12 protein-coding genes are annotated in these 21,910 nt (G+C 69.7%); 6 read left to right on the forward strand and 6 right to left on the reverse strand.

All coding sequences use genetic code 11. From position 1 onward, the window contains the following. Nucleotides 1-3: 3 nt before the first annotated feature. The 3 genes from OV287_RS07630 to OV287_RS07640 all read left to right on the forward strand — a co-directional run bounded on the left by OV287_RS07630 (nt 4) and on the right by OV287_RS07640 (nt 6,219). Complete coding sequence (locus OV287_RS07630) at nt 4-795, forward strand: PhzF family phenazine biosynthesis protein (protein ID WP_267533323.1); 792 nt, start codon at nt 4-6, stop codon at nt 793-795. Nucleotides 796-1,192: 397 nt separating this feature from the next. Beyond that, a complete protein-coding gene (locus tag OV287_RS07635; RefSeq protein WP_267533324.1) occupies nt 1,193-2,437 on the forward strand; it encodes an exonuclease SbcCD subunit D C-terminal domain-containing protein in 1,245 nt (414 codons plus the stop codon). Continuing rightward, nucleotides 2,434-6,219 carry an AAA family ATPase gene (locus OV287_RS07640; protein WP_267533325.1) on the forward strand — a complete coding sequence of 1,262 codons (3,786 nt, stop codon included), beginning with the start codon at nt 2,434-2,436 and terminating at the stop codon, nt 6,217-6,219. The genes OV287_RS07635 and OV287_RS07640 overlap by 4 nt, the downstream gene beginning before the upstream one ends. 4 nt (nt 6,220-6,223) lie before the next feature. Here OV287_RS07640 and OV287_RS07645 read toward each other — a convergent pair whose 3' ends face one another. After that, a complete protein-coding gene (locus OV287_RS07645) occupies nt 6,224-7,039 on the reverse strand; it encodes a TIGR02266 family protein (RefSeq protein WP_267533326.1) in 816 nt (271 codons plus the stop codon). Nucleotides 7,040-7,364: 325 nt separating this feature from the next. Here OV287_RS07645 and cglD point away from each other — a divergent pair, with 325 nt between their 5' ends. Continuing rightward, nucleotides 7,365-10,676, forward strand: a complete 3,312-nt coding sequence (cglD, locus tag OV287_RS07650; protein WP_308809828.1) for an adventurous gliding motility lipoprotein CglD — start codon at nt 7,365-7,367, stop codon at nt 10,674-10,676. A 103-nt stretch (nt 10,677-10,779) separates the two neighbouring features. Here the strand turns inward: cglD and OV287_RS07655 are convergent, their stop codons facing one another. Continuing rightward, nucleotides 10,780-11,523: an SAM-dependent methyltransferase gene (locus OV287_RS07655; protein ID WP_267533328.1), complete on the reverse strand. Its 744-nt coding sequence runs from the start codon at nt 11,521-11,523 to the stop codon at nt 10,780-10,782. Nucleotides 11,524-11,649: 126 nt separating this feature from the next. Here OV287_RS07655 and OV287_RS07660 point away from each other — a divergent pair, with 126 nt between their 5' ends. Continuing rightward, on the forward strand, nt 11,650-12,399 hold the full coding sequence (locus tag OV287_RS07660) for a YceI family protein (protein ID WP_267533329.1): 750 nt from the start codon (nt 11,650-11,652) through the stop codon (nt 12,397-12,399). 82 nt (nt 12,400-12,481) lie between these two features. Here OV287_RS07660 and OV287_RS07665 read toward each other — a convergent pair whose 3' ends face one another. From OV287_RS07665 to OV287_RS07680, 4 genes are all read right to left on the reverse strand, one after another. Then, nucleotides 12,482-12,865 carry a DUF2914 domain-containing protein gene (locus tag OV287_RS07665; protein ID WP_267533330.1) on the reverse strand — a complete coding sequence of 128 codons (384 nt, stop codon included), beginning with the start codon at nt 12,863-12,865 and terminating at the stop codon, nt 12,482-12,484. Between the two features lie 26 nt (nt 12,866-12,891). Next, nucleotides 12,892-16,227, reverse strand: a complete 3,336-nt coding sequence (locus OV287_RS07670; RefSeq protein WP_267533331.1) for an ATP-binding protein — start codon at nt 16,225-16,227, stop codon at nt 12,892-12,894. 110 nt (nt 16,228-16,337) lie between these two features. Continuing rightward, complete coding sequence (locus OV287_RS07675; RefSeq protein WP_267533332.1) at nt 16,338-18,095, reverse strand: M14 family zinc carboxypeptidase; 1,758 nt, start codon at nt 18,093-18,095, stop codon at nt 16,338-16,340. A 48-nt stretch (nt 18,096-18,143) separates the two neighbouring features. Continuing rightward, nucleotides 18,144-19,082, reverse strand: coding sequence for an MBL fold metallo-hydrolase (locus OV287_RS07680; protein ID WP_267533333.1), 939 nt, complete (start codon nt 19,080-19,082; stop codon nt 18,144-18,146). Nucleotides 19,083-19,329: 247 nt separating this feature from the next. Here OV287_RS07680 and OV287_RS07685 point away from each other — a divergent pair, with 247 nt between their 5' ends. Beyond that, the gene (locus OV287_RS07685; RefSeq protein WP_267533334.1) at nt 19,330-21,909 is read left to right on the forward strand and encodes a hypothetical protein; all 2,580 of its coding nucleotides are present in this window, start codon (nt 19,330-19,332) and stop codon (nt 21,907-21,909) included. Nucleotide 21,910: the final 1 nt, after the last annotated feature.

Genomic DNA, 21,910 nt, shown 5'->3' on the forward strand with positions numbered 1-21,910 from the left:
CCCATGCCCACCCGCCTGCGCCTCTACCAGGTCGATGCCTTCTCCTCCCAGGTCTTTGGAGGCAATCCCGCCGCGGTCTGCCCGCTCGACGCGTGGCTGCCGGACGATGTGCTCCAGGCGATTGCCGCGGAGAACAACCTCTCCGAGACGGCCTTCGTGCTGCGCGACGAGGTGCGCGGCTGGCAGATTCGCTGGTTCACCCCCACGCAGGAGGTGGACCTATGCGGTCATGCCACGCTGGCGGCGGCCTACATCCTCTTCACGCGCCTGGCGCCGGGACTGGAGCGAGCGCAATTCAACTCGCGCTCGGGGCCGCTGGTGGTGACGCAGCAGGAGGGGGAGTGGATGGAGATGGATTTCCCCTCGCGTCCGCCGGAGCCGTGCCCGATTCCGGAGGGGTTGGTGGAGGCCCTGGGCGCCGAGCCGCGTGAGACACTGTTGTCGAGAGACCTGCTGGCCGTCTTCGATACCGAGGCGCAGGTGCAGGCGCTGGCCCCGGACATGGGGAAGCTGGCCCAGCTGGAGTACTTCGCGGTGACGGCGACGGCGAGGGGCTCGGAGGCGGACTTCGTCTCGCGCTTCTTCGCGCCTCGGGTGGGCGTGCCGGAGGATCCGGTGACGGGCTCGGCGCACTGCACGCTGGTGCCCTTCTGGGCGCAGAAGCTGGGCAAGAAGCAGCTGCTGGCGCATCAGATCTCCCACCGTGGCGGCGTGCTCCAGTGCGAGGACCGCGGCGAGCGCGTGGGCATCTCCGGCCAGGCCGTGCTGTACCTCGAAGGCCACATCACCCTGTAGGCCCAATCCACTTCTCGCCGACGAGAACCGGAATGCGGGAGGCGCATTCCACTTGTCGTCGGCGACAACCGGAATGCGGGGGGAGGCGCATTCCACTTCTCGCCGACGAGAACCGGAATGCGGGAGGCGCATTCCACTTGTCGTCGGCGACAACCGGAATGCGGGGGGAGGCGCATTCCACTTCTCGCCGGCGAGAAGTGAAACTGTTCGGGCGGCTGTGCGGCACTTTTACAGAACGCCTGCATTCGCCCGCTCCCCGACGGGTTCTCCATGTAGGTGTCATCCCCCTTGTTGGCGCCGCGCCCCCCAGCGGGCAGACTGCGCGCCGCCTGAACGTACGAGCAGGGGGAGGGCTCCTCTCCGGTGCTCGTAGCGGACACAGGAGGGGAGCGCACGGATGCGCCTGCTGCATACGTCGGACTGGCACCTGGGGCACACGCTGTACGACACCTCGCGCGAGGCCGAGCACGCGGCCTTTCTCGAGTGGCTGCTCGACACCCTCGAGGCCCACAAGGTGGATGCGCTCCTGGTGTCCGGCGACATCTTCGACACCGCCAACCCCAGCGCCGAGGCCCAGGCGGCCTGGTACCGGTTCGTCGCCCAGGCCCGGATTCGCTGCCCCAAGCTCGATCTCGTTGTCATCGGCGGCAACCATGACTCGGCGGCCCGGCTGGATGCGCCCGACCCCCTCTTCGCCGCGCTCGACGTGCGGGTGGTGGGCGGGTTGCCCAAAGCACGGGGCTCGGTGGACCTGGAGCGCCTGTTGGTGCCGCTGAAGAACGCCCAGGGCAAGGTGGGCGCATGGGTGGCGGCGGTGCCGTACCTGCGGCCCGCGGACCTGCCGCTCGTCTCCGATGAAGCAGGGGACAAGCTCGTCGAGGGCGTGCGCTCGGTATACGCCGAGGTGCTGGAGGCCGCTCGCGCGAAGCGCAAGCCGGGCCAGGCACTGGTAGCCATGGGCCACTGCTACATGGTGGGCACCGAGCTGTCCGCGCTGAGCGAGCGCAAGATTCTCGGTGGCAACCAGCACGCGCTCCCGGTGGACATCTTCCCCGAGGAGGTGGCGTACGCGGCGCTCGGACACCTGCACAAGGCGCAGCGGGTGGGAGGACGCGAGGGCGTGCGCTACAGCGGCTCGCCCATTCCCCTGTCGCTCTCCGAGGCCAGCTATGCGCACCAGGTGCTGCTGGTGGAGCTGGAGGGCGAGCAGCTCTCCTCCGTGCGGCCGCTGCACGTGCCGCGCCGGGTGGAGATTCAGCGGGTGCCCCAGCGCGATGCGGCCACGCTGGATGATGTGGTGCAGATGTTGGAGGCGCTGCCCGAGCTGGAGAAGGACGCGCCCGACTGGCGGCGCCCCTATCTGGAGGTGTGCATCGCGCTGCCTCGCCCCGAGCCCGCGCTGCGCCGACGGGTGGAGGCCGCCCTGGAGGGCAAAGCCGCGCGGCTGGTGAAGCTCACTCCCGCCTATACCGGCAGCGGCCACACGCTCGCGGAAACGCGGCCGGGCGTCTCCTTGAAGGAGCGCACCCCCGAGGACGTCTTCCGTGCTCGCTACGCTCGCGACTACACCGAGCCGCTGGAGCCCGCGTTGCTCGAGGCCTTCCACTCGCTGCTCACCCAGGTGCAGGAGGACGCGTCATGAGGATTCTCGCCATTCGTGGCTGCAACCTGACGAGCCTCGCGGGTGACTTCGCCCTGGAGCTGGACCAGCCGCCGCTGGACAAGATGGGGCTGTTCGCCATCACTGGTGCCACCGGTGCGGGCAAGAGCACGCTGCTGGATGCCCTGTGCCTGGCCCTCTTCGACCGCACCCCGAGGCTGGGCGAGCGCGGGGGCGTCCCGGTGGGCCGCGCGGATGAGGACGAAGAGGCGCGGCTGATGGCCAACGACGTGCGCGGCGTGCTGCGACGCGGGGCGGGTGAGGGCTTTGCCGAGGTGGACTTCCTGGGCAGGGACGGCCGGCGCTACCGCGCGCGCTGGTCCGTGTGGCGTGCGCGCAAGCTCGCCGAGGGGCGCTTCCGGCCGCAGGAGATGACCCTCACGGACGTGGCCACCCAGCAGCAGTTTGGGCGCACCAAGTCCGAGGTGCTCAAGGCGATTGAGGAGCGGCTGGGCCTGTCCTTCGACCAGTTCCGGCGCTCGGCGCTGCTGGCGCAGGGCGAGTTCGCCGCCTTCTTGCGCGCGGACGCCAATGAGCGTGCGGAGCTGCTGGAGCGGATGACGGGGACGGAGGTGTACAGCCGGGTGTCCATGGCCGCGCACCAGCGCCACAAGGAGGTGCAGGAGGAGCTGACGAAGTTGGAGCAGGGCGTGGCGGCAATTCCCCGGCTGTCTGACGAGGAGCGCGCGGCGGCGGAAGAAGGGCGGGGGCGTGAGGAGGCGGCGCTGGGCGAGGCGCAGGCGGTGCAGGCACGGGCCGAGCAGGCGCAGCACTGGTACACAGAGCGCGCGCGGCTGGTGGCGCAGGAGGCCGAGGCGGAGCAGTCGCGTCAGCGTGCGGTGCAGGCACTGGAGGCCGCGGAGCCTCGGAAGGCGGAGCTGGAGCGGGTGCGGGCGGCGGAGGTGCTGCGGGCCCCGCTGAATCGGGCGGATGAGGAGTCCCGGAGGCTGGCGGCGGCGGAAGCGGCGCTGGTGACTCGGCGCTCGGAGGCGGAAGCGGCACGGGCCTCGGCGCAGGTGGGCGAGGAGGCGCGGGCGAAGGCGGATGCGCGGCGGACTGCGGCGGTGGATGCGGAGGTGGCCGCGCGCCCGGCGTTGGAAGAGGCGCTGAAGCTGGACGGTGAGCTGGGGCGGGCGCAGCACGATGAGCAGGAGGCGGCGCGCAAGCTGGAGACCGCCCGCGAGTCCGAGCGAGTGGCCCGAGAGTCCTTGGCGCGAGTGGCCCGGGAAGAGGAGGCCGCGCGTGCGGAGGTGGAGACGGCGCGGGCGTGGCTCAGCGAGAACGGGCGCCTGGAGGCGATGGCCCGCGAGTGGCCTCGGTGGGAGGCGGAGCTCGTCCGCTACGGCCGCGCGGCCCAGGACGAAGCCAAGGCGCGCGAGTCACTCGTGCAGGTGCAGTCGCGCGCCGGAGCGCTGCGCGCGGAGTTCGAGCGCCGGGGCGAGGAGCAGCGCAAGGCGGGAGAAGCCCTGGAGGCAGCAAAGGCCCGTGTGGTCGAGGTCGAGGCTGCGCAGGGTAAGGAGGCCGGTGCGGAACGGCGGGCCCGTCGCGTGGAGCTGCAGTCCCGGCAGGAGGGGCTGCGGGCGTTGACGGACGCGCGCAGGGGCACGAGTGAGGCGGCTCGGGCGGAGCAGGAGGCTGCCGAGGAGGCCGGCAAGGCCCGCGCGGAACAGGCGTCCGCGACGGCCGAGGCTGAGGCCGCGAAGGTTCGCCGCCTCGAGCGGGAAGCCGCGCTGAAGGAGGCACGGCGGGCGTTCGCCGAGGCGCGGGCGACATTGGACCTCGCGGAGCACCGTGCGGAGCTGCGGGCGGGACAGCCCTGTCCGCTTTGTGGTGCCACCGAGCATCCCTATCGCCAGACTGGAACCGCGCTGGAGGGGCTCGCCACGAAGGCGCGGGCGCGGGTGGAGGAGCTGGAAGGGGAGGCCGCGGTGGTGACCCGGGCGGAGGCCGAGGCCGTTGCACGGGCGGCGGCGGCAGGCCCTCGCACGTCGCAGGCGGACGCCCGGAGAGAGGCTGCGGCCAAGCAGCGAGCCCAGCAGCGCACGGCGTGGAGTCAGGCCCGTGCGAAGCTCTCGGGGACGTTGCCCCCGGAGGATGTAGAGGCCGAGGGCCTCGAGGCCTGGTTGGAGGCGGCGTTCGCGGAAGTGAAGGCGCTGCAGGCCGCGCTGAATGCCGAGGAGGAGGCGGCAGAGAAGCTGGAGCGTGCTGCGAAGGAAGCCCGCACCGCGCTCACCGCCGCGCTCGAGCGCCTGGAGGTGGTGGAGAAGGCCCTGCGTCAGGCCGAGGAGGCGCTGCGCAAGAATACCGAGGCCGAGTCCGCCGCCGGGCGCGAGGTGGAGCAGGCCGCGCGCGTCCGCCAGGAGGTGTTGGAGGTGCTGGCGGCTCCCTTCAAGGAACTGCCGCGCTGGCAGGAGTCGCTGGCCGCGAAGCCGGGGGACTTCCGTGCGCACTGCGCGAAGCGGGTGGGGGAGTGGAACGCTCGCGAGCAGGCAGCGCAGGACGCGGAGGCCCGCGTCGCACAGGCGAAGGAGAAGCGGTCTTCCGAGGAGGCGGTTGCCGGACTGAAACACACCCAGGCCGAGGACTGTGCCCAGGCGCTCTCTCGGGCGCGGGAGTCGCTGCGGGAGAAGCAGACCGCGCGTGGGGCGGTGCTCGGTGGGCGTCCCACCGCCGAGGTGCGTGATGGGCTCCACCGGGAGCTGAAGGACGCGTCCCAGGCCTTCGAGTCCGTACGCGCCCAGGCCGAGCAGGCGAAGCAGGAGGCCGCCGCCGCCGCTGCGCGTGCTCAGGGCGCGGAGCAAGCCCGTGAGTCCGCGGGCACCGCCAAGGCCGAAGCCGAGGCCGCGCTCTCGGCGCTGCTGTCGGCACGGAGTCTCACGCTGGAGGCCACGCGTCTCCTGCTCGCGCGAGACGCCGCCTGGTGCGAGGCCGAGGAGCGTGCCCTGTCGGCGCTTCGTCAGGCACAGGAGCACGCCCAGGCCGTGCTGACGGAGCGCCAGGCGCAGCGCACCCGGCATGAAGCCTCCGGTCTCCCTTCCATCGCCGAGGTGGACGCCCCGGCCGCCTGCCAGCAGGCCCGCGACGATACCGAGGCCCGACGCCAGGCCGCTGCCAGGATAAAGGCCCAGCTCGACCAGGATGACGAGGCCCGTCGCCGCCACGGTGAGCAGGCTCGGCTCCTCGAGGAGAAGCAGCGCGCCAGCGGCGTGTGGCGCACCCTCAGCGAGCTCATTGGCTCGCACGATGGACGCAAGTTCAAGGTGTTCGCCCAGAGCCTCACCCTGGACGCGCTCCTGCACTACGCGAATGCGCACCTCGAGGAGCTGGCCCCGCGCTACCGCCTCATGCGGGTGCCGAAGTACGACCTCGACCTGCAGGTGGTGGACGGCGACATGGGCGACGAGGTGCGCGGCGTCTCCAGCCTCTCGGGTGGAGAGAGCTTCCTCGTCTCCTTGGCACTCGCCCTGGGCCTGGCCTCGCTCTCCTCGGAGACGACCCAGGTGGAGACGCTCTTCATCGACGAAGGCTTCGGCACACTGGACCCCGAAACCCTGGAGATGGCCCTGGCCACGCTCGACGCGCTCCAGGCCACCGGCCGGCAGGTGGGCATCATCTCCCACGTGTCCGGGCTCGCCGAGCGCATCGGCGCGCAGGTGCGCGTGGTGAAGCAGGGCGCCGGACGCAGCCGGCTCGTCGTGATGGGAGAGGCGGGCCTCCTGGACTCTTCGGCCCCCGAGTCACGGCCTACGGCGTCGGTGGGGTAGGGCTTCAGCTCGCCGGGGTGCTGGCCAGGCTCGCCAGGTAGCGGTCCAGCGTCTCGGCGAAGGTGGGCTCGTCGTTGAGGAAGGCGAGCCCCACGCCTCCCTTGTACGGATCATCCACGACGTGCACCACCAGCGCGTCTCCTTGCAGGCGCTCGCCGTTGGGCAGCTTCACCTGGACCGTCACCACGCTGTCCACGGGAGGGCGGTGCGCTGTGCGCACGAAGAGGCCCCCGTTGGAGATGTTCGTCGCGTGCTCGCGCACGAAGTCCAGCTCCGTGCGGAACTCCATCTCCAGCTTCACCGCGAAGCGGCGCCCCTGCCGCTGCGTGTCGAACGTCTCGTACGTCCGGGTGCCCTCCTGGTCCTCCTCTTCCACCTGGGCGGGGGCGGGAGCTTCAGGCTCCTTGGCCGTCTCGGGCTGTGCAGGGGCCTGAGCCCCCTTGGCGAAGAAGTCGATGGTGACGGAAGCAGGCCCTGACGGTGGCCCCTCGGGAACGGGCTCCCGGACGGCGAGCTGCTGCAGGTGTCCGTGCAGCACGATGGCCGCGGCCTCGAAGTCCTCCAGCTCGTGGGTGTCCGGGCCTGTGAGCGAGTGTGTGCGGAACTCGTCACGAACCGCCTTGGGTAGGCGCCACAGCTCCACCAGGGTGCCACCGCTCTGCTGCACCTGCTGGCTCAGCGACTCCAGCGCGGTGCGGGGGTAGCTGGGTGCCTCCAGCTTCAACTCCAGGGTGGCTTCGGCTTCCCTCAAGGCCACGAGGATGCCCGGCGGTTTCGGCGAGGGCAGCAACGCCCCCAACCCCTCCACCAGCTCTCTCACCCGCTCTGCACGGGCTGAGCCATTCCACAACGCCGCGAGACCGAACACAGGCACGTCGACGGACAATAGCCGAGCCCGCCCTGGGGTGGGTCAACCATCGTGCATTTCCCACTACTGAACGCTTCGCCAGCAGGCGGGCACAAGAGACTTGGGGGCTGCCTGGACGCATTCCGTTCGGCCCGGGTCAAAGCGGAGCAGTGCGCCTAGACTCCCACCTGGGTAACGGGGGAACTCCATCCCAGCTTCGCGGGCCCATTTCTCCCCCTTTCAGCTAATGTTGATTGCCATGAGTACTCATTCCCGATTCTTCGCGGCCGCTTTGCTCATGGCCGCTCTTGTCACGGGTTGTAACTGTGGTGGTACGCCCAACCCTCAGCCAGACGCTGGTGTGGATGCAGGAGGTGACGCCGGTACAGGCGATGGCGATGGCGGTACGGATGGCGGCGATGGCGGCGGTGGCGACCCGGTGAATCCGGATCCGCTTCCGGAGGATCCGTTCGGTGACCCTCCGGGCCCGAAGAATCCCACCAACGGAGGGATCGACACGGACTGCGACGGTCTCACGGACGAGGAGGAGTACGGCAACGTCTATCCCGGCGGTCTGAGGACCGATCCGAGCAAGTGGGACACCGACGGCGACAACATTCGCGATGGTGTCGAGGCGGGCCGCACCTCCACGGTGAACGGGAGCGCGGAGTGCCAGGCCATCTTCCTCGCGGACACGGAGCCGTCGAGCCGGACGAACCCGACCATCCTGGACACGGATGGAGACGGCCTGTTCGACGGTCTGGAGGATCGCAACCGCAACGGCAAGGTGGACTCGGCCGAGACGGACCCGGCCAACCGCGACATGGACGGTGACGGTCTGGTGGATGGCGTGGAGGACGCCAACAAGAACGGCCAGAAGGACTCCACCGAGACCGACCCGCGCATGCGCGACACGGACGGTGATGGCCTCTCGGACTCCATCGAGAAGAACATCACCGGGACGGATCCGCTCGTCGCCGACACGGATGGGGACTCGTGCCGGGACGGTGCCGAGGACATCAACGGCAACGGCCAGAAGGACTCGGGCGAGACCAACCCGCTGGATAGCAACGACTGCGGCGGGAGCGCCTCCCAGGACAAGGACAGCGATGGCGTGCCGGACCACATCGAGGACGCCAATGGTAACGGCGTGAAGGACGGGACCGAGACCGACCTCAACAACGCGGACACGGACGGGGATGGCCTGAAGGACGGCGTGGAGGACCGCAACCGCAACGGCCTGGTGGACTCGGGCGAGAGCGACCCGCGCCTGAAGGACACGGACTGCGACGGTCTGCTCGACGGCGCGGACCAGGCCTCCTACAAGGGCGAGGACACCAACGGCAATGGCACGCGTGAGGCGGGCGAGACGGACCCGGCCAATCGCGACACGGACGGGGACGGCCTGTTGGATGGCGTGGAGCGCGGCATTTCCGCCGCTTCGGCGCCCATCACCACCTGCGGCTACCCGGGCGACGTGGACCCGACCACCACCACGGATCCGGTGGACGCCGACTCGGACAACGACGGCATCGCCGATGGCGCCGAGGACTCGAACCAGAACGGCCAGAAGGATCCGGGCGAGCTGGATCCGCGCAACGGCTCCGACGGTGCTCCCACCACCCCGGCCGGCCAGGCCTGCGCGGCGCAGAACCTGCGGCAGGTCGTCTTCAAGGAGGACAGCGGCGCGGACATCCGCCTGGCGCTCCGGCCCACCTTCCAGGAGGTGAAGCAGATCGTCATCGGCGGCAATAGCCGTGGCTACGTCGGCTACGACGATACGAACAAGGTGGCCTTCGTTGCCTACAAGCGGGGCCAGGCGGGATCCTCCACCACGGTGGTGGGTGACGAAGCGTTCGTGCGCGCTCAGTTCTCTCCCTCGGTGACGTCGGCCACCACCCAGACCTTCACCACCTGGGACGGCCATCCCGCGCTGCAGGCCGTCTACGACCAGAGCGCGGGCACCAACCTGCGCGACTACGCCAACGATGTGGCCAACGATCTCGTCGGCGCGGGGGCCGGGACGCTCACGGGTGGCTCGAACGTGGCCGGGCCGCACAAGCTCCAGGTGCAGTATGTCCACCGCTCCAACTCGAGCGTGCTGGTGGTGGTGGCCATCACCAACCGTGACCTCTTCAAGGAGCCGGGGCTCTTCGTCATGAACGACACCTCGGGCGGCACGGCGCTGGCCCAGTTCGGTGACGCGGACGCGGTGCAGTGCGAGACCTTCACCACCGGTAACGGCATGGCCGACTTCCTCTTCGTGGTGGATGACAGCGGCTCCATGGCGACGTCCCAGAAGGCCCTGGGCGACGCCGCCAACGCCGTGGAGAACCGGCTGGGCAACTCAACGCTCGACTGGCGCATCGCCATGGTGACCTCGACCTATACGCAGTCGGGGGCTGCCAACTCGAACGTGTTCCGGGGCTTCACCACCAACATCAATCAGTTCAAGGCGTGGTTGCAGGAGAACCCCACGCCTCCATGCCCCGACCCCACCCAGGGCTGCTGGATTGGCACCAACGGCTCCAGCGATGAGCGGACCCTGCAAAGTGCGCGCGCCGCAGTGGACTACATGACCAACGCCAGTACGCCCGCGGCCAAGAGGTACCGCCCCGGGGCCCGGCTGGTGGTCATCATCCTCACCGACGTGCGCGACACGGGCGACAGCACGCCCGTCAGCACGTACATCGACTACTTCATGGGCGCCAACCCCATCACCCAGCTCATCCCGATGCACGGCATCATCTGTGACCCCGCCGGTGGCGGCGAGTGCTACCCGGGCGAGCCCATCAATGATCTCCGGCACGTGGAGGTCATCCAGGCCACGGGCGGCCTCGTGGGCAGCATCCGCACGACCACGTCCATCCAGAACACCATCAACGCCATCATGGACAGCGTGATTGGCTCCACGGGTTACCGGACGCTCAAGCCGCCGATTGGTGCCTCGGTGCGGGTGGCCATGGAGGCGGTGCAGAACTCCACGCTGTGCCCGCCGGGCGACTTGCCCCGCAGCCGCGTCAACGGCTTCGACGTGGACGGCGTCAGCCGGGCGCTGGCCTTCTACGGCGCGTGCCGTCCGGCCACGGCGGGCACGACGAAGGCCGCCATCTCCTACCGCTACTGGAGCGACCTCACGCCGAACAAGGATGGCAACCCGCCGCCCTGCTCGACGGACACGGGCTACTACGACCCGTCGCAGGCGGACTTCTGCAAGGGCAACCTCACGTGCAACCGGCAGACGAACCGGTGCGAGTGCCCCTCGGACTGCGGCGGTGGCGGCTCGGCGAGCGAGGTGTGCAACACCAGCAAGGACGTGTGCGACTTCACCTGCGCAGCGGACTGCGGTGGCACCTGCGGCAGCTTCCAGGCGTGCAACATGAACACGTGCAGCTGCCAGTGCGTGCAGAGCGCCACGTGCGCGCCGGGCTTCAAGTTCGACCCGGCGGCCTGCGGCTGCGTCTGTGACACGGGGGCGCTCAACTGCGGCGCCACCTACCAGGCCGACGCCAACGCCTGCGCCTGCGTCTGCAAGGACAACTGCGGTGGTTGCGGTCCGGGCCTGGCTTGCAGCCAGAGCCTCTGCCGCTGCGAGCCGAAGCTGAACTGAGCGCTCCCTCGAGGAGCAGCCCCGGCGGGCTCATCGCTCGCCGGGGTGTTCAGAGACCGGGCCGGAAGCCGCTGAAGCTCAGCGGTCTCCGGCCCGCGGTGTTTCAGGGCTTCGTCGCCACTCCGCCATTCATGTACGGGGGCATGTCGGCGGGCGGCTCCGGGTTGCGCCAGACAGCGACTGGCTGGATGCCGTCCTCGGTGAGCTTCCACGGCCCGAGCACCGCCGCGAGCTGCTCCGCGGTGCGCATGTGGAAGCCAGGGCCCATCATCTTCACCAGCTCGGGATGATCCAGGGCCTTGGGGCTGTCGCAGTCGAAGGCGATGAAGCTGCCCGGCGGCGCCAGGTCGTAGAGCTGCTGGAACGAGGCGCGGACCTGCTCGTCCGTCATGAAGGCCTCGACGCCCACCACGATGATGCCCAGCCGGCGCAGGGGGCCGAGCACCTGCCTCACCGTTCCCAGGTCGAGCGTGGACAGGTTCGTGGCGTCGCACCGGATGTAGCCCGTGCCCGGCACGCCAGCGAGGATGCGCTGGCCCAGCGCCACGTTGGAGTCATCAATGTCCGTGTACAGCACGCGCGCTCCGGGCACTGTCTCGTGGACATTGCCCTGCGTGGGCAGGCCGGCGCCCAGCACGAGGAACTGATCCACACCCTGGGCTTGGATGTAGCGCGAGGCCCGCCCGATGAAGCCTCTCAACGCGCGGAACACCGGACGGAAGTCCTTGAAGACAGCCTCGAAGGCCTTCGCCGCCGCCACGTCGACGGGGTAGTGGTGATTGCCTCCGAGCCAGTAGTCGAACATCCGGCCCGTGTTGGGCACTGTCGGCTCCGCTTCGTGACTCATGTCTTCCTCCCTCTCCCGCACGGCGGGTGCGGGCGTGACCATAGCCGACGGGAAAGTCATGTGCCGGGGCTGTTAGAGTCACCCGCGCCGGAAGCCCGGCCCCCCACTCTGTTACGGAGCTCATCAATGCAGAGCCGATTTCCCCTCGCCCTGGCTGCGACGCTGCTTGGCGCGGCCTCCCTGTCCGCTTGTGGCACCACCCCCGCCGAAGATCTGGAGCGCGTCACCTTCCCCGCACGCGACGACTTCCCGGGACTGAGCAGCGTGGATGCCCTGTCTTCCCTCTCGCGCACCTATACGTTCGATCCAGGCCTGGAGCGGAGCCACCTCTACGTGCAGATCTTCAGCGCCTCGCTCGGGCATGACCACGTGGTCCGCGCTACGGACTGGTGGGGCTCGCTTGCCTTTGACCCGGCCAACCTGTCTGGCTGTGCTGTCTCGGTGACGGTGCAGGTGGAGGGGCTCGAGCCCGAGCGTGATGAGATGCGGGACCTGACGGGACAGGATCGCGTCTCCCAGAGTGACCGGGATCAGATTCGCGAGCACCTGAGGGCCAAGGACCAGCTCAACCTGGAGGAGCACAAGACGCTCGAGTTCACCTCGAAGTCCTGTGCGCTCACCGGTGAGAAGGGGGCGGCCGGGCTCTCGAGGGTGGAGGTGACGGGAGAGCTGAAGCTGCGTGGCGTCACCCGCGAGGTGAAGCTGCCGCTGGAGGTGGCGGTGGACGAGGAGCAGGTGGCGGCCCGGGGCGTGCTGACGACTCGCCACTCGGACTTCGGCTTCGAGCCCTATTCGATGATGGGCGGGCTCTTCAAGAACAAGGACGAGCTCTACTTCGTCGTCGACGTGCGCGGGCGGCGCGTGGCCGGCAAGTGAGGGAGTGAAGCCGGGCGGGGTCCGCATCCTCCCCTGGGGGAGTCCAGGGGAGAAGCGGTCTCTTCCGTGCGGCCGAGGGGTGTTACTGGACCTGCACCTGGAAGCTGGTGCTGCCCAGCTCGGCGCCGTCCGTGCCAACGACCTTCGCCGTCCAGGCGCCGGAGTCACCCGCGCGGAAGGTGCGGTAGGCGTGCGTGCGGTACGAGGCACGGGGCACCTTCAGCTCCGTCTTGGAGACTTCCTTGCCGTCCTTGGACCAGATGATGTTCACGGTGCCGGGCTCCACGTCGGTGAGCTTGGTGGCGGCGTAGATGCGGGTGTTGGGGGCAACGGTGAAGCTGTCGGAGGTGCCGACGATCTCGTACTTCTCGACCCCGGTGCCGACCTTCACGGTGGCCTCGGCGGCGTAGGCGGTGGTGGTGAGCAGCAGGGCAGGCAGCAGGAGCTTCAGGGCGTTCTTGAGCATGAGTGTGTCCTCGGTGAGAGGAGCACCTACGCTAGTCTATCTCCCTGACGCGTCGAGCTTTCGGTGTGCCGGCTGGCCTCCTCCATGAGCGTGCGGTGGGCGGGGATGGACAGGAACGAGCGCCGCAGCCCTTCGTCGTGAATCTTCTCCGCCCATTCCTGGAGTTGACGATGGGCCGTCTCCAGGAGCCGGGCCGCGCGGGTGTCCTCCAACTCCCGGAGGACACGGAAGCACGTCAGCCACATCCCGAAGGGCTCCTCCACCCCGCGGAGGGGGCCCTGCTCCAGGTGCGTGAGGAGCTCCTCGGCGTACTCTCGCGCCTTTTGTTGCTCGCCGGCTGCCAATGCCACGGCGGCCAGGCCCGCGACAGACTCCATCTCCAGGTGCCGCATGCGCGTCTCCACCCGGATTCGACGGGCCTGCTGGTACGACTCCCGGGCCTCGGGCAGTCGCCCCAGGGAGAACAGCGCATGGCCTCGGCACATCCACGCATAGCCCTGGTAGCGAGGGCTGCCAACCTCCTGGCTGATGCGCAGGGCGTGCTCGGCGGTCTCGAGCGTGGCGGAAGCATCCCCCAAGTGGTGGAGGATGAGCGCCAGCATGCTGAGGTCCACACACTCCCAGAAGCGGTAGCCGATGACGCGGCTGAACTGGAGGGTCTGCTCGAGCTCGGCCCTGGCTCCAGAGAAGTCGCCCAGGGTCTTGCGCACATACCCCAGGTGCCGCATGGCGGAGAACTCGAGCCAGCGATTGCCCATGGCCCGGCAGAAGGGGAGCACCCGCTGGATGTAGCTGAGGCTCGGCTCCAGGTCTCCCAGCTCGTTGAGGGTCGCGCTGAGGTTGAGCACGCTCTCCACTTCGATCTGCTCGAGCCGCGTGGATTCGGCGAGTGCCAGGCTTCGCTCGAACTGGGTCCGGGCGCTCTCGAAGTCCCCCTGGTGGTGGCGCAGCATCCGTCCCCACCGCAGGTGAGCGAGTGCCTCGCTGGCCACGTCCCCTGTCTCCTGGGCCAGCTGGATGGCCTTGCGCACCGCCTCCACGCCCTCGGTGACCTCCCCAATCTCCGCGGCATAGAGGGCACGGCGCAGGGCCACCTCGGTCTGCCGCCGCACGTCGCCGAGCAGCTCGGCCAGCGCCTCCATCAGCTCCAGGTCCAGCCGCTGCGCCTGTCGCTCGCCGAGCACGCCGTGGACCTTCTCGAGTGCGGCCACGATGGCGTAGCGCTCGGGGAGGTCCGCCTCGGACGTCACGTCCAGGGCCCGGTCCAGGAAGGCGCGTGCCTCCGCGTTGGCGAACAGGGACAGCGCTTCCTCTCCTGCGCGCCGCAGGTAGGTGGCCGCCCGGGCTCCCTGTCCGGAGGCCTCCAGGTGGTCGGCGATGAGTCCGAGGTGCTCCCGGGAGCGCTCGCCTCCACGGGCCAGCAGCCACTCGGCGATGCGTCCATGGAAGGTACGCCGCTCGCGCTTGAGCACCGTGTCGTAGGTGACCTCGCGCACGATGGCGTGCTTGAAGATGTACTCGCGTGCCCCGGCGAAGGCGGGAGTGGACTGCTCGAAGATGAGCTCGCGCTCCTGGAGGGCGGCCAGGGCCTCGTGGACGGGGATGTGGGGCTCCTCGCCCTGGCCCATCCGCTCGAGCGCCTCGTCCCAGAAGATGCGTCCCACCACCGAGGCCCGCTGGAGGATTTCCCGCTCATGGGCAGGAAGGCTGTCCAGCCGGGACTGGAGGACGCCGCTGAGCGTGGAGGGCACCTTGAGCGAGGTGAGCCGGCGTGGCTCGACGCGCCAGCGCTCCCCCTCCGTGAGGATGACGCCTTCCTCGAGCAGCATCTGGATGAGCTCCTCGAGGTAGAAGGGATTGCCCTCGGCGCGCGAGACCACGAGCTCGTGGAGGGCAGGAGGGATGGCTTCCACCTTGCGCAGCAGCTCCGCCACGAGCCGGTGGCTGTCCAGCTGGGAGAGCGGCCGCAGCTCGAGCCGGACGTGGTGTGGGGCGGTGGCCCATTGCGGACGCCGCTCGAAGAACTCGGGCCGCGCGGTGCACAGCACGAGGAGCCGCGCCGGCGCGAGCGTCTGGAGCAGGCGCTCCAGCAAGTCCAGCGCGCTGTCGTCGGCCCAGTGAATGTCCTCCAGGAAGAGGACCATGGGCTCGCGGCTGAGCAGGGCCTGGAAGTATTCGCTGAGGGCGACGAGGCCGCGGGCCCGGAGACCCTGCTCGTCCAGGGGCGTGCCCTTCAAGAGGGGGCTGTCGCTGAAGTCGAAGCCGATGAGGGAGCCCGCCAGGTGGGCGCGGAAGCGACTGGAGGTCTCCGGGCCGAGCGCCTCGAAGAAGCTCTCCTCCAGCCGGGCACGCACCACGCTGGGCAGGTCGCTCTCCTGGACCTGGAGGTGGAAGGAGAACAAGTCCCGCAGCAGGGCGTTGGGGTGCCTGCGCATCTCCGGGCTGGCGCGGCCGCGCAGACACAGAGGCGGCTCCGGCAGGGACTCCAGCCACGTCTCGAACTCGCCGAGGAGCCGGGACTTGCCGATGCCCGCCTCGCCGGTGAGGGTGACGCGCTGGCAACCTTCCCCGGAGAGCGCCGCGGACAGGGCCGTGCGCAGGTGGCGCGACTCATCCTCGCGCCCCACCAGCCGGGCCCAGATGCCGTCCAGGCCGCGCCCCTGGCGCTGGAAGGTGCGCGGCCGGGCCGCCGTCACCCGGTACACCTGGAGCGGCTCCTGCTTGCCCTTGAGCCGGAGGGGCGGCCGGGGCTCGGACTCGAAGGCGCCGCTCACGAGGCGGTACGTCGCGTGGGAGATGAGGATGGCACCCTCGGGGGCGGCCTGCTCCAGGCGGCTGGCCGTGTTGACGGTGTCTCCCATCACCGTGAGCTCGCCGAGTGTGCCCACCACGCCCAGGAGGACAGGGCCGGTGTGGATGCCGATGCGCATGCGCAGGCCCTCGGGGGGGCCGGCGAGGAAGGAGTCGAGCTGGGCCTGGATGTCCAGGGCGGCGTGGAGGGCCTGCTCCGCGTCGTCCTCGCGCGCGCCGTCCGCGCCCCAGAGCGCCATCACGGCATCGCCGATGTGCTTGTCGATGCGCCCCCCGTGCCGGACGATGGCCGCATCCACGCGCGCCCAGAGCTGGTTCATCAGCTCGCTGACGTCCTCCGGGTCCATCTGCTCGCTCATGGCGGTGAAGCCGCAGAGGTCGCCGAAGAGCACCGTGACGTGTCGGCGCTCCAGGGGAACGCGGGAGGCGAGGGTCGCGAGCCGTGCGCGAAGAGCCGCGAGCGCGGCCTCGGTGGCCTCATGGCCCAAGATGGGGCGCTGGGCCTCCAGCATGGCCATGCCCTGCTCGAGCAGGTCGCGTTCTTTGCTCATCGTCCTCCCAGAGCCGGCATGGGCCGTATTTCACCACATGACCGGCTCTCGACCCACCAGCATAACGGGGAGGATCAGGGCCTGCCACCTACATGGAGTGAGGAGCGCCCTTAGCGCACTGGAGAGAGGCCCGCGGGGGCCGAGTCCGTGCGGAAGACAGGGTAGAGGTTGAAGCGTGAGTCGTAGGCCGGGTGGCGCTCGTAGAAGAAGCGCAGGCGGGCGCGCGGGTTCTTGGTGAACTCCGGGTCTTTCAACTTCTCCTCCCAGGCGGCCTTCACGGCGGGGTTCTTGGCGAGCAGCTCCCGTGCGAAGGGCTCCAGCACGTATTCCTCGACGTATTCCTTCTGCTCGAAGTGGTTGTTGAAGAAGCCCCAGGCGAGCAGCGAGTCCGGCCCGAGCGGCTCGAGCAGGTGCGCCAGCAGGGGCACGTTCGTCTGTGCGATGGGGACGTAGATCGTTCCCCGGGGCAGCGGCTGCGGCTCCTTCTTCCAACTGCCCATCACCGACAAGGCCTGGTGGCCTTCGACGGAGGAGGGGCGGAACTTCGCCTCGGTGGCGCGGAACACCTCCACCGTGGTCGAGGGGAGGTCCTGGCCGATTCGCTGGAAACGCAGGCCGTGGGTGGTCAGCTTCTCCGCTACCCACCCCGCGTGAGCCGGGGGAATCAGGTAGCCACCCGCGGGCAGCGCCGCGGTGAGGACCGGGCGCAGCTCCTCGTAGTAGGGAATGGTCCACACCTGGGGCTTCGTGTCGTCGTAGCGAATCCACGGCAGGGTGGTGAGCTCGGAGGGCGAGCGCTCGTAGGCGTAGCCGCGGAAGGCGAAGGGGCGGTGCTTCTCCGTGTTGTCCCAGGTGAGCACCACCTCGCGAACCTTGCCGGACGTGGCCTCGCTGTCCGCGGCCTTCACGGCCGACAACAGCGCCTGGTTGTCCCGGGCGGTGAGGCGCAGCAGGCCTTCGAGCACGTGGCGCGTGGTGGCCACGCGGTGCGCGTAGGGCTTCCAGGAGTGTGTCTCCACCAGCACGCCGTAGCGCCGGTTGGCTGCCCAGTACTGGTGGCTGAAGCGCGGGGGCGACACGCCGTAGGTCACCCCCGAGGTGGGGTCATCGTTCTCCCGGAAGGATGGGTAGAAGGGCAGGGGCAGGTGGCCTTTGCCCTCCAGCTCGGTGAAGAGCTCCTCGCGCAGCTTCACGCCCAGGGTGCGCATCGCCTCCGGGCCCACCACCTGCGGCTCCATCTGCACGCTCACGTCGTGCTCGAACTTGGCGCCGTCGGTGACGTGCAGGTCCACGTAGAAGAGCGGGTCCCAGGAGTGCAGCAGCTTGAGCAGCGCCACCATCTCCGGGGCATCGGCCTTCACGTAGTCGCGGTTGAGGTTGAGGTTCTGCCCGGTGACGCGCCAGCCCATCTGCTCGGGGCCCACCTGGTTGGGGCGGTTGTTGGGGCCGAAGCGCTCGTGGCCATCCACATTGAAGACGGGGACGAAGACGGCCGTCACCTGTTTGAGCACACCCGGCAGCGCCTTGCCGTCGAGCAGGTCGCGCAACAGCCAGAAGCCGGCGTCCTTGCCGTCGATCTCCCCGGAGTGGATGCCGCCCTGGAAGAGGACGACGGGGCGGCCCTTCTTCGAGGCGGCGGCAGGGGTGAGGGTGCCATCCGCGCTGGCAACGAGGGCGAGCATGGGGCGGCCCTCGGGGGTGGTGCCGAAGGTGTCGCAGCGCACCTTGCCGGGGTAGCGCTGGGGGAAGGCGCGGCACAGGGACTCCACCTCCGCGTAGCGGCCGGTGCGAGCCCAGCCGCTCTGCTCGGCGACGGTGGTGAGGGGAGCCTGGTGGAGGGTGAGTGCGAGGAGGGCGGGCAGGAGCATGGCACCCCCCTCACAGCACACCGTTCGCCCACCCTCAACCCTGGAGCGTCATCCCGCGCGGCGGACGGCGAGGCTCTCTCCCACGGCGAGCACATGGAGTGGCTCGCGGGGGAGCTTCCGGCGGCCCCACTCGGCGTCCAACCGCTGGGGCGGCTCGTCCAGGGGCTCGTCGGTGAGCTTGAAGGTGCCCCAGTGCATGGCGAGGAAGCGCCGGGCCCCGAGGTCCTCGTAGGCCCGCACTGCCTGCTCGGGGTTCATGTGCTGCTTCTCCATGAACCAGCCCGGGTCATATGCACCAATGGGCAGCATGGCCGCGTCCAACCCGGGGAAGCGCCGGCCAATCTCCTTGAAGCCGTCGAAGTACGCGGTGTCGCCCGAGTGGTAGATGCTCGCGCTGGAGCCCTCCACCACGAAACCGCCCCAGAGTGTCTCGTTGACGTCGTTGAGGCCGCGGCGGCTCCAGTGCTGGGCGGGGACGAAGTGCACTGTCACCGAGCCCACCTTCGTGGTGCCCCACCAGTCCAGCTCGGTGACGGGCGGCGAGCCGGGGCTGAAGTAGCGCGCCATGCCCAGGCCGCTGATGACGGGGGCGCCCACCTGGCGCACGGTGGGCATGTCCAGGTGATCGAAGTGGTTGTGCGACACCAGGGTGGCGGTGATGGAGGGCAGCTTCTCCAGGGGGATGCCTGGGGCCACGTTGCGGCGGATGAAGCCGGTGATGGTGTCGCGCAGGGCGGGATCGATGAGCAGCGACACCCCATCGAGCTGCACCAGCCAGCTCGCGTGACCCAGCCAGGTGAGGCGCGCGCCCTCTCCAGGGGCCGGCGGGGTGGCCAGTGCGGCGAGGTCCGGCTCCACGCGGCGCATCGGGCAGGTGTCCGGGCTCTTGCGACGCTTGCCTGCCAGCTTGTCCCCCACGGCCCACTTGAAGACGTTGCCGAGGGGGTGGGGGAGGCTGCCATCCAGGTTCTTGAAGCGTGCGGCCATGAGGCTCTCCCGCGGGCCCGGGCGAAGGGGGCCCATGCCCTGTCTTGTTCCGGTGCTGGCCTCGGATGCAAGGACGATGTGGGAACGCGTTTGCTCACTCGGGGTACTGGAGGACTGTCCAATGGGGACACCGGCGACCTCCCTTCTTTCGCCTGCTGACCAGATGCGGGCGAGCCCCCGTGCACGGGCGCCTCGGGATGAAGACAAATTCCCACCGTGGGAAGGGGAAGGAAGGGTTGGAGGAGCCATGCGACTTGGTCGCTTGCTGGTGGTGGCGTTGGCGTGGGGTGTTGCTCTGGTCCAGATGGGTTGCAGCGGGTGTGGAGATCCACCTGTCACCTACAGCATGCCGGGTAGCGGCGTGCCCGGCGGCCGAGGTGACCTCTGCCAGGACGACGCGGACTGCCCGGGTGGCGGGTGCCGGAGTGGCGTCTGCCAGCCGGAGCCGGCGAGCTGCACGGGGAACTCGTGCGCGGAGCCCTCGTGCACGGACGGAGTTCAGAACGGAACAGAGACGGGCGTGGACTGCGGTGGCGGCTCCTGCCCCGTGTGCTCGATGGGGGCGACCTGCGGGGGGAACGCTGACTGCAAGTCCGCGCTCCTGTGCCTCGAGGGCATGTGCGCGAGGTGCACGGAGAGCGCGCAGTGCGCGCCCGGCTTCGAGTGTCGGGCAGGCGGCTGCGAGGATGACGACTTCTCGCCTCGGGTGCAGCTGGCCTTCTTGCCGGGCAGCACGGTGCTCCGCGTGCGCTTCTCCGAGCCCATGCGGCAGGACGACTCCGCCGCCAGCATGCTCAACCCCGACAACTACTGCGTGGAGCTGACGGACGAGACGCCCCACGAGTGCACGCCCTCGGATGCCTTCTGGCTGGGCAGCGTCCTCACCGTCGTGGACCCGAGCACCGTCGACATCGAGCTGCCCTTCGCGCCGGGAGGGGGCCGGTACACCGTGCATGTGTCCGGCATGGTGGACCGCGCCGACAACGAGCTGGGCTGGCCGCGCCAGGCGGACTTCGAGGTAGGGGGGCCGCTGCGCCTTCTGAGTGCCACCTCCCTGGGGCGGAACCGCGTCGTGCTCACCTTCTCCCGTCCCCTGCTGCCAGGGCCGGATGTCTCGGGGAGTGCTGGCTGCACCTCGCTTGCCACCTGTACCTCGCGCTATCGGCTGACGGGTTCCACCTCGCTGGGCGCCGTGCTCTCCGCCAAGGTGCTTGACCGTCTGAGTGACAACGAGGTGGTTCTCACGCACGAGGGTTTCCAGCGCGGCGGGCAGTACACCGTCCTCGCTGCCAACGTGGAGGGCGGTGAAGGGCTGCAATCCGTATGGGGCGAGCGCCTGGGTGCGTCCCCGCTGGACCGGGTCACCTTCACTGGCTTCGGCCCACTCGTGAGCACCGTGGAGGAGGGGCCGGTGCAGGTAGATCCATTCTCGGATGGCGTCGCCTCCACGTCGGTTGTCGCGTACCGGGGCCGCGTGTACGTGGGCCCCAATGCCAATGGCACGCGCGCGGTGGGCATGGACCAGGATGGTGTCCGGCCCGATGACCTGGCCTTCCGCTTCCGGAAGGACACCCAGCGACTCTCCGGCGCGCGCAGCTCCAACACCGTCGGTGCGCCCTTCCCGTCCATCGGCTTCGCCGGCTGCCAGGAGAACTCGTACCAGTGCGGTCCGGACAACGAGGACGGCCGTGCCCTCTTCGCCTCCGGCACCCTGAGTGGCACCGAGTGGTTGATGGTCAGCGGCACCCGGAGCGGGGGAGGGCTCGACTACGTGTACATGTCCCGGGACGACGACGCGACGCTGGACCTGAAGTACGTGGACCTGGGGCAGGCGCTGGACGGGACGTCGGCGCGGAGCTTCTCCGCCCTGGGCTTCCTTGGGGGCCGGGCCTACCTGGGCGTTCCCATCACGGGGGGGACGCGCCGGCCCGAGCTCCTCGCGCTCTTGCGCGCTCCGGCGGAGACGGCCGAGGGCCTGGAGGCCCGGAGCAACAGCACCACGGTGGGGGGGTGCAATCCCTCGACGCACGAGCTGTGCAACCTGGCGGCGCACCGGATGCCGGGCATTGGCGCGGCGGGCTCTCCCGCCAACCCCGCGCACACGGTAGGCATCGACTTCGTCGGCGAGTTCAATGACAAGCTCTACCTGGGCAACAACGGAGGTCTCGTCCGCGCCACGGTGGAGGAGCCGCTCGACTACGAGAGCTCGCCCTCGCACTGGGTGTCCATCACCCCGAGCGCGCCGGAGTACCGCGCGAAGCAGTCCATCACCACGGACACGGACCTGGACCTCGATCCGTCTGACCGGGCCTGGTCGCGGATGGCTGTCTTCAACGGCCACGTGTACCTGGGCCGCAACACCACCGCGGGCCCGCAGCTCTGGCGGTGTGACCCTGCCCGTGTCTCCGGCCCGGCGCCGGCCAGCGCCCAGGACTGCGATGCGGGGGACTGGGTGCTCGTCGCCGCCAACGGGCAGGGGGATGTGCAACTCACCCAGTTCGACAACCCGCACAACACCCGGCTGACGCTGCTGGCCGTCAGCGGTGGAGCCCTGTACGTGGGCTTCGACAACGCGGTGGACGGGGTCGTCGTGTACCGCACGGCGGTGGACGAGCCGGCGAGCCGCTCGGACTTCACGGGTCAGGACTGGTGCGTGGCGACCACTGCGCGTTGCGAGGGCCTGGGGCGCAATGGCTTCGGCCAGCCCAGGGCAAACACGCGGCTTGGTGAGGCCACCACCGTGGCTGCCGGGGAGTACGGCTTCCTCTATGTCCCGGTGAGCGGGGGCCCGGGGACGCCCGTGCGCCTCTACCGCCAGCGAGACTGAG

Source organism: Archangium lansingense (assembly GCF_026626635.1).
GTDB classification, from domain to species: Bacteria; Myxococcota; Myxococcia; order Myxococcales; family Myxococcaceae; genus Archangium; species Archangium lansingense.

Excerpts from the sequence above, each read along its gene's own strand:
- OV287_RS07640 (WP_267533325.1), top strand. The coding sequence starts at position 2,434 with ATGAGGATTCTCGCCATTCGTGGCTGCAACCTGACGAGCCTCGCGGGT.
- OV287_RS07685 (WP_267533334.1), top strand. The coding sequence starts at position 19,330 with ATGCGACTTGGTCGCTTGCTGGTGGTGGCGTTGGCGTGGGGTGTTGCT.
- OV287_RS07635 (WP_267533324.1), top strand. The coding sequence starts at position 1,193 with ATGCGCCTGCTGCATACGTCGGACTGGCACCTGGGGCACACGCTGTAC.
- OV287_RS07670 (WP_267533331.1), bottom strand. The coding sequence starts at position 16,227 with ATGAGCAAAGAACGCGACCTGCTCGAGCAGGGCATGGCCATGCTGGAG.
- OV287_RS07680 (WP_267533333.1), bottom strand. The coding sequence starts at position 19,082 with ATGGCCGCACGCTTCAAGAACCTGGATGGCAGCCTCCCCCACCCCCTC.
- OV287_RS07660 (WP_267533329.1), top strand. The coding sequence starts at position 11,650 with ATGCAGAGCCGATTTCCCCTCGCCCTGGCTGCGACGCTGCTTGGCGCG.
- OV287_RS07675 (WP_267533332.1), bottom strand. The coding sequence starts at position 18,095 with ATGCTCCTGCCCGCCCTCCTCGCACTCACCCTCCACCAGGCTCCCCTC.
- OV287_RS07630 (WP_267533323.1), top strand. The coding sequence starts at position 4 with ATGCCCACCCGCCTGCGCCTCTACCAGGTCGATGCCTTCTCCTCCCAG.
- cglD (WP_308809828.1), top strand. The coding sequence starts at position 7,365 with ATGGCCGCTCTTGTCACGGGTTGTAACTGTGGTGGTACGCCCAACCCT.
- OV287_RS07655 (WP_267533328.1), bottom strand. The coding sequence starts at position 11,523 with ATGAGTCACGAAGCGGAGCCGACAGTGCCCAACACGGGCCGGATGTTC.
- OV287_RS07665 (WP_267533330.1), bottom strand. The coding sequence starts at position 12,865 with ATGCTCAAGAACGCCCTGAAGCTCCTGCTGCCTGCCCTGCTGCTCACC.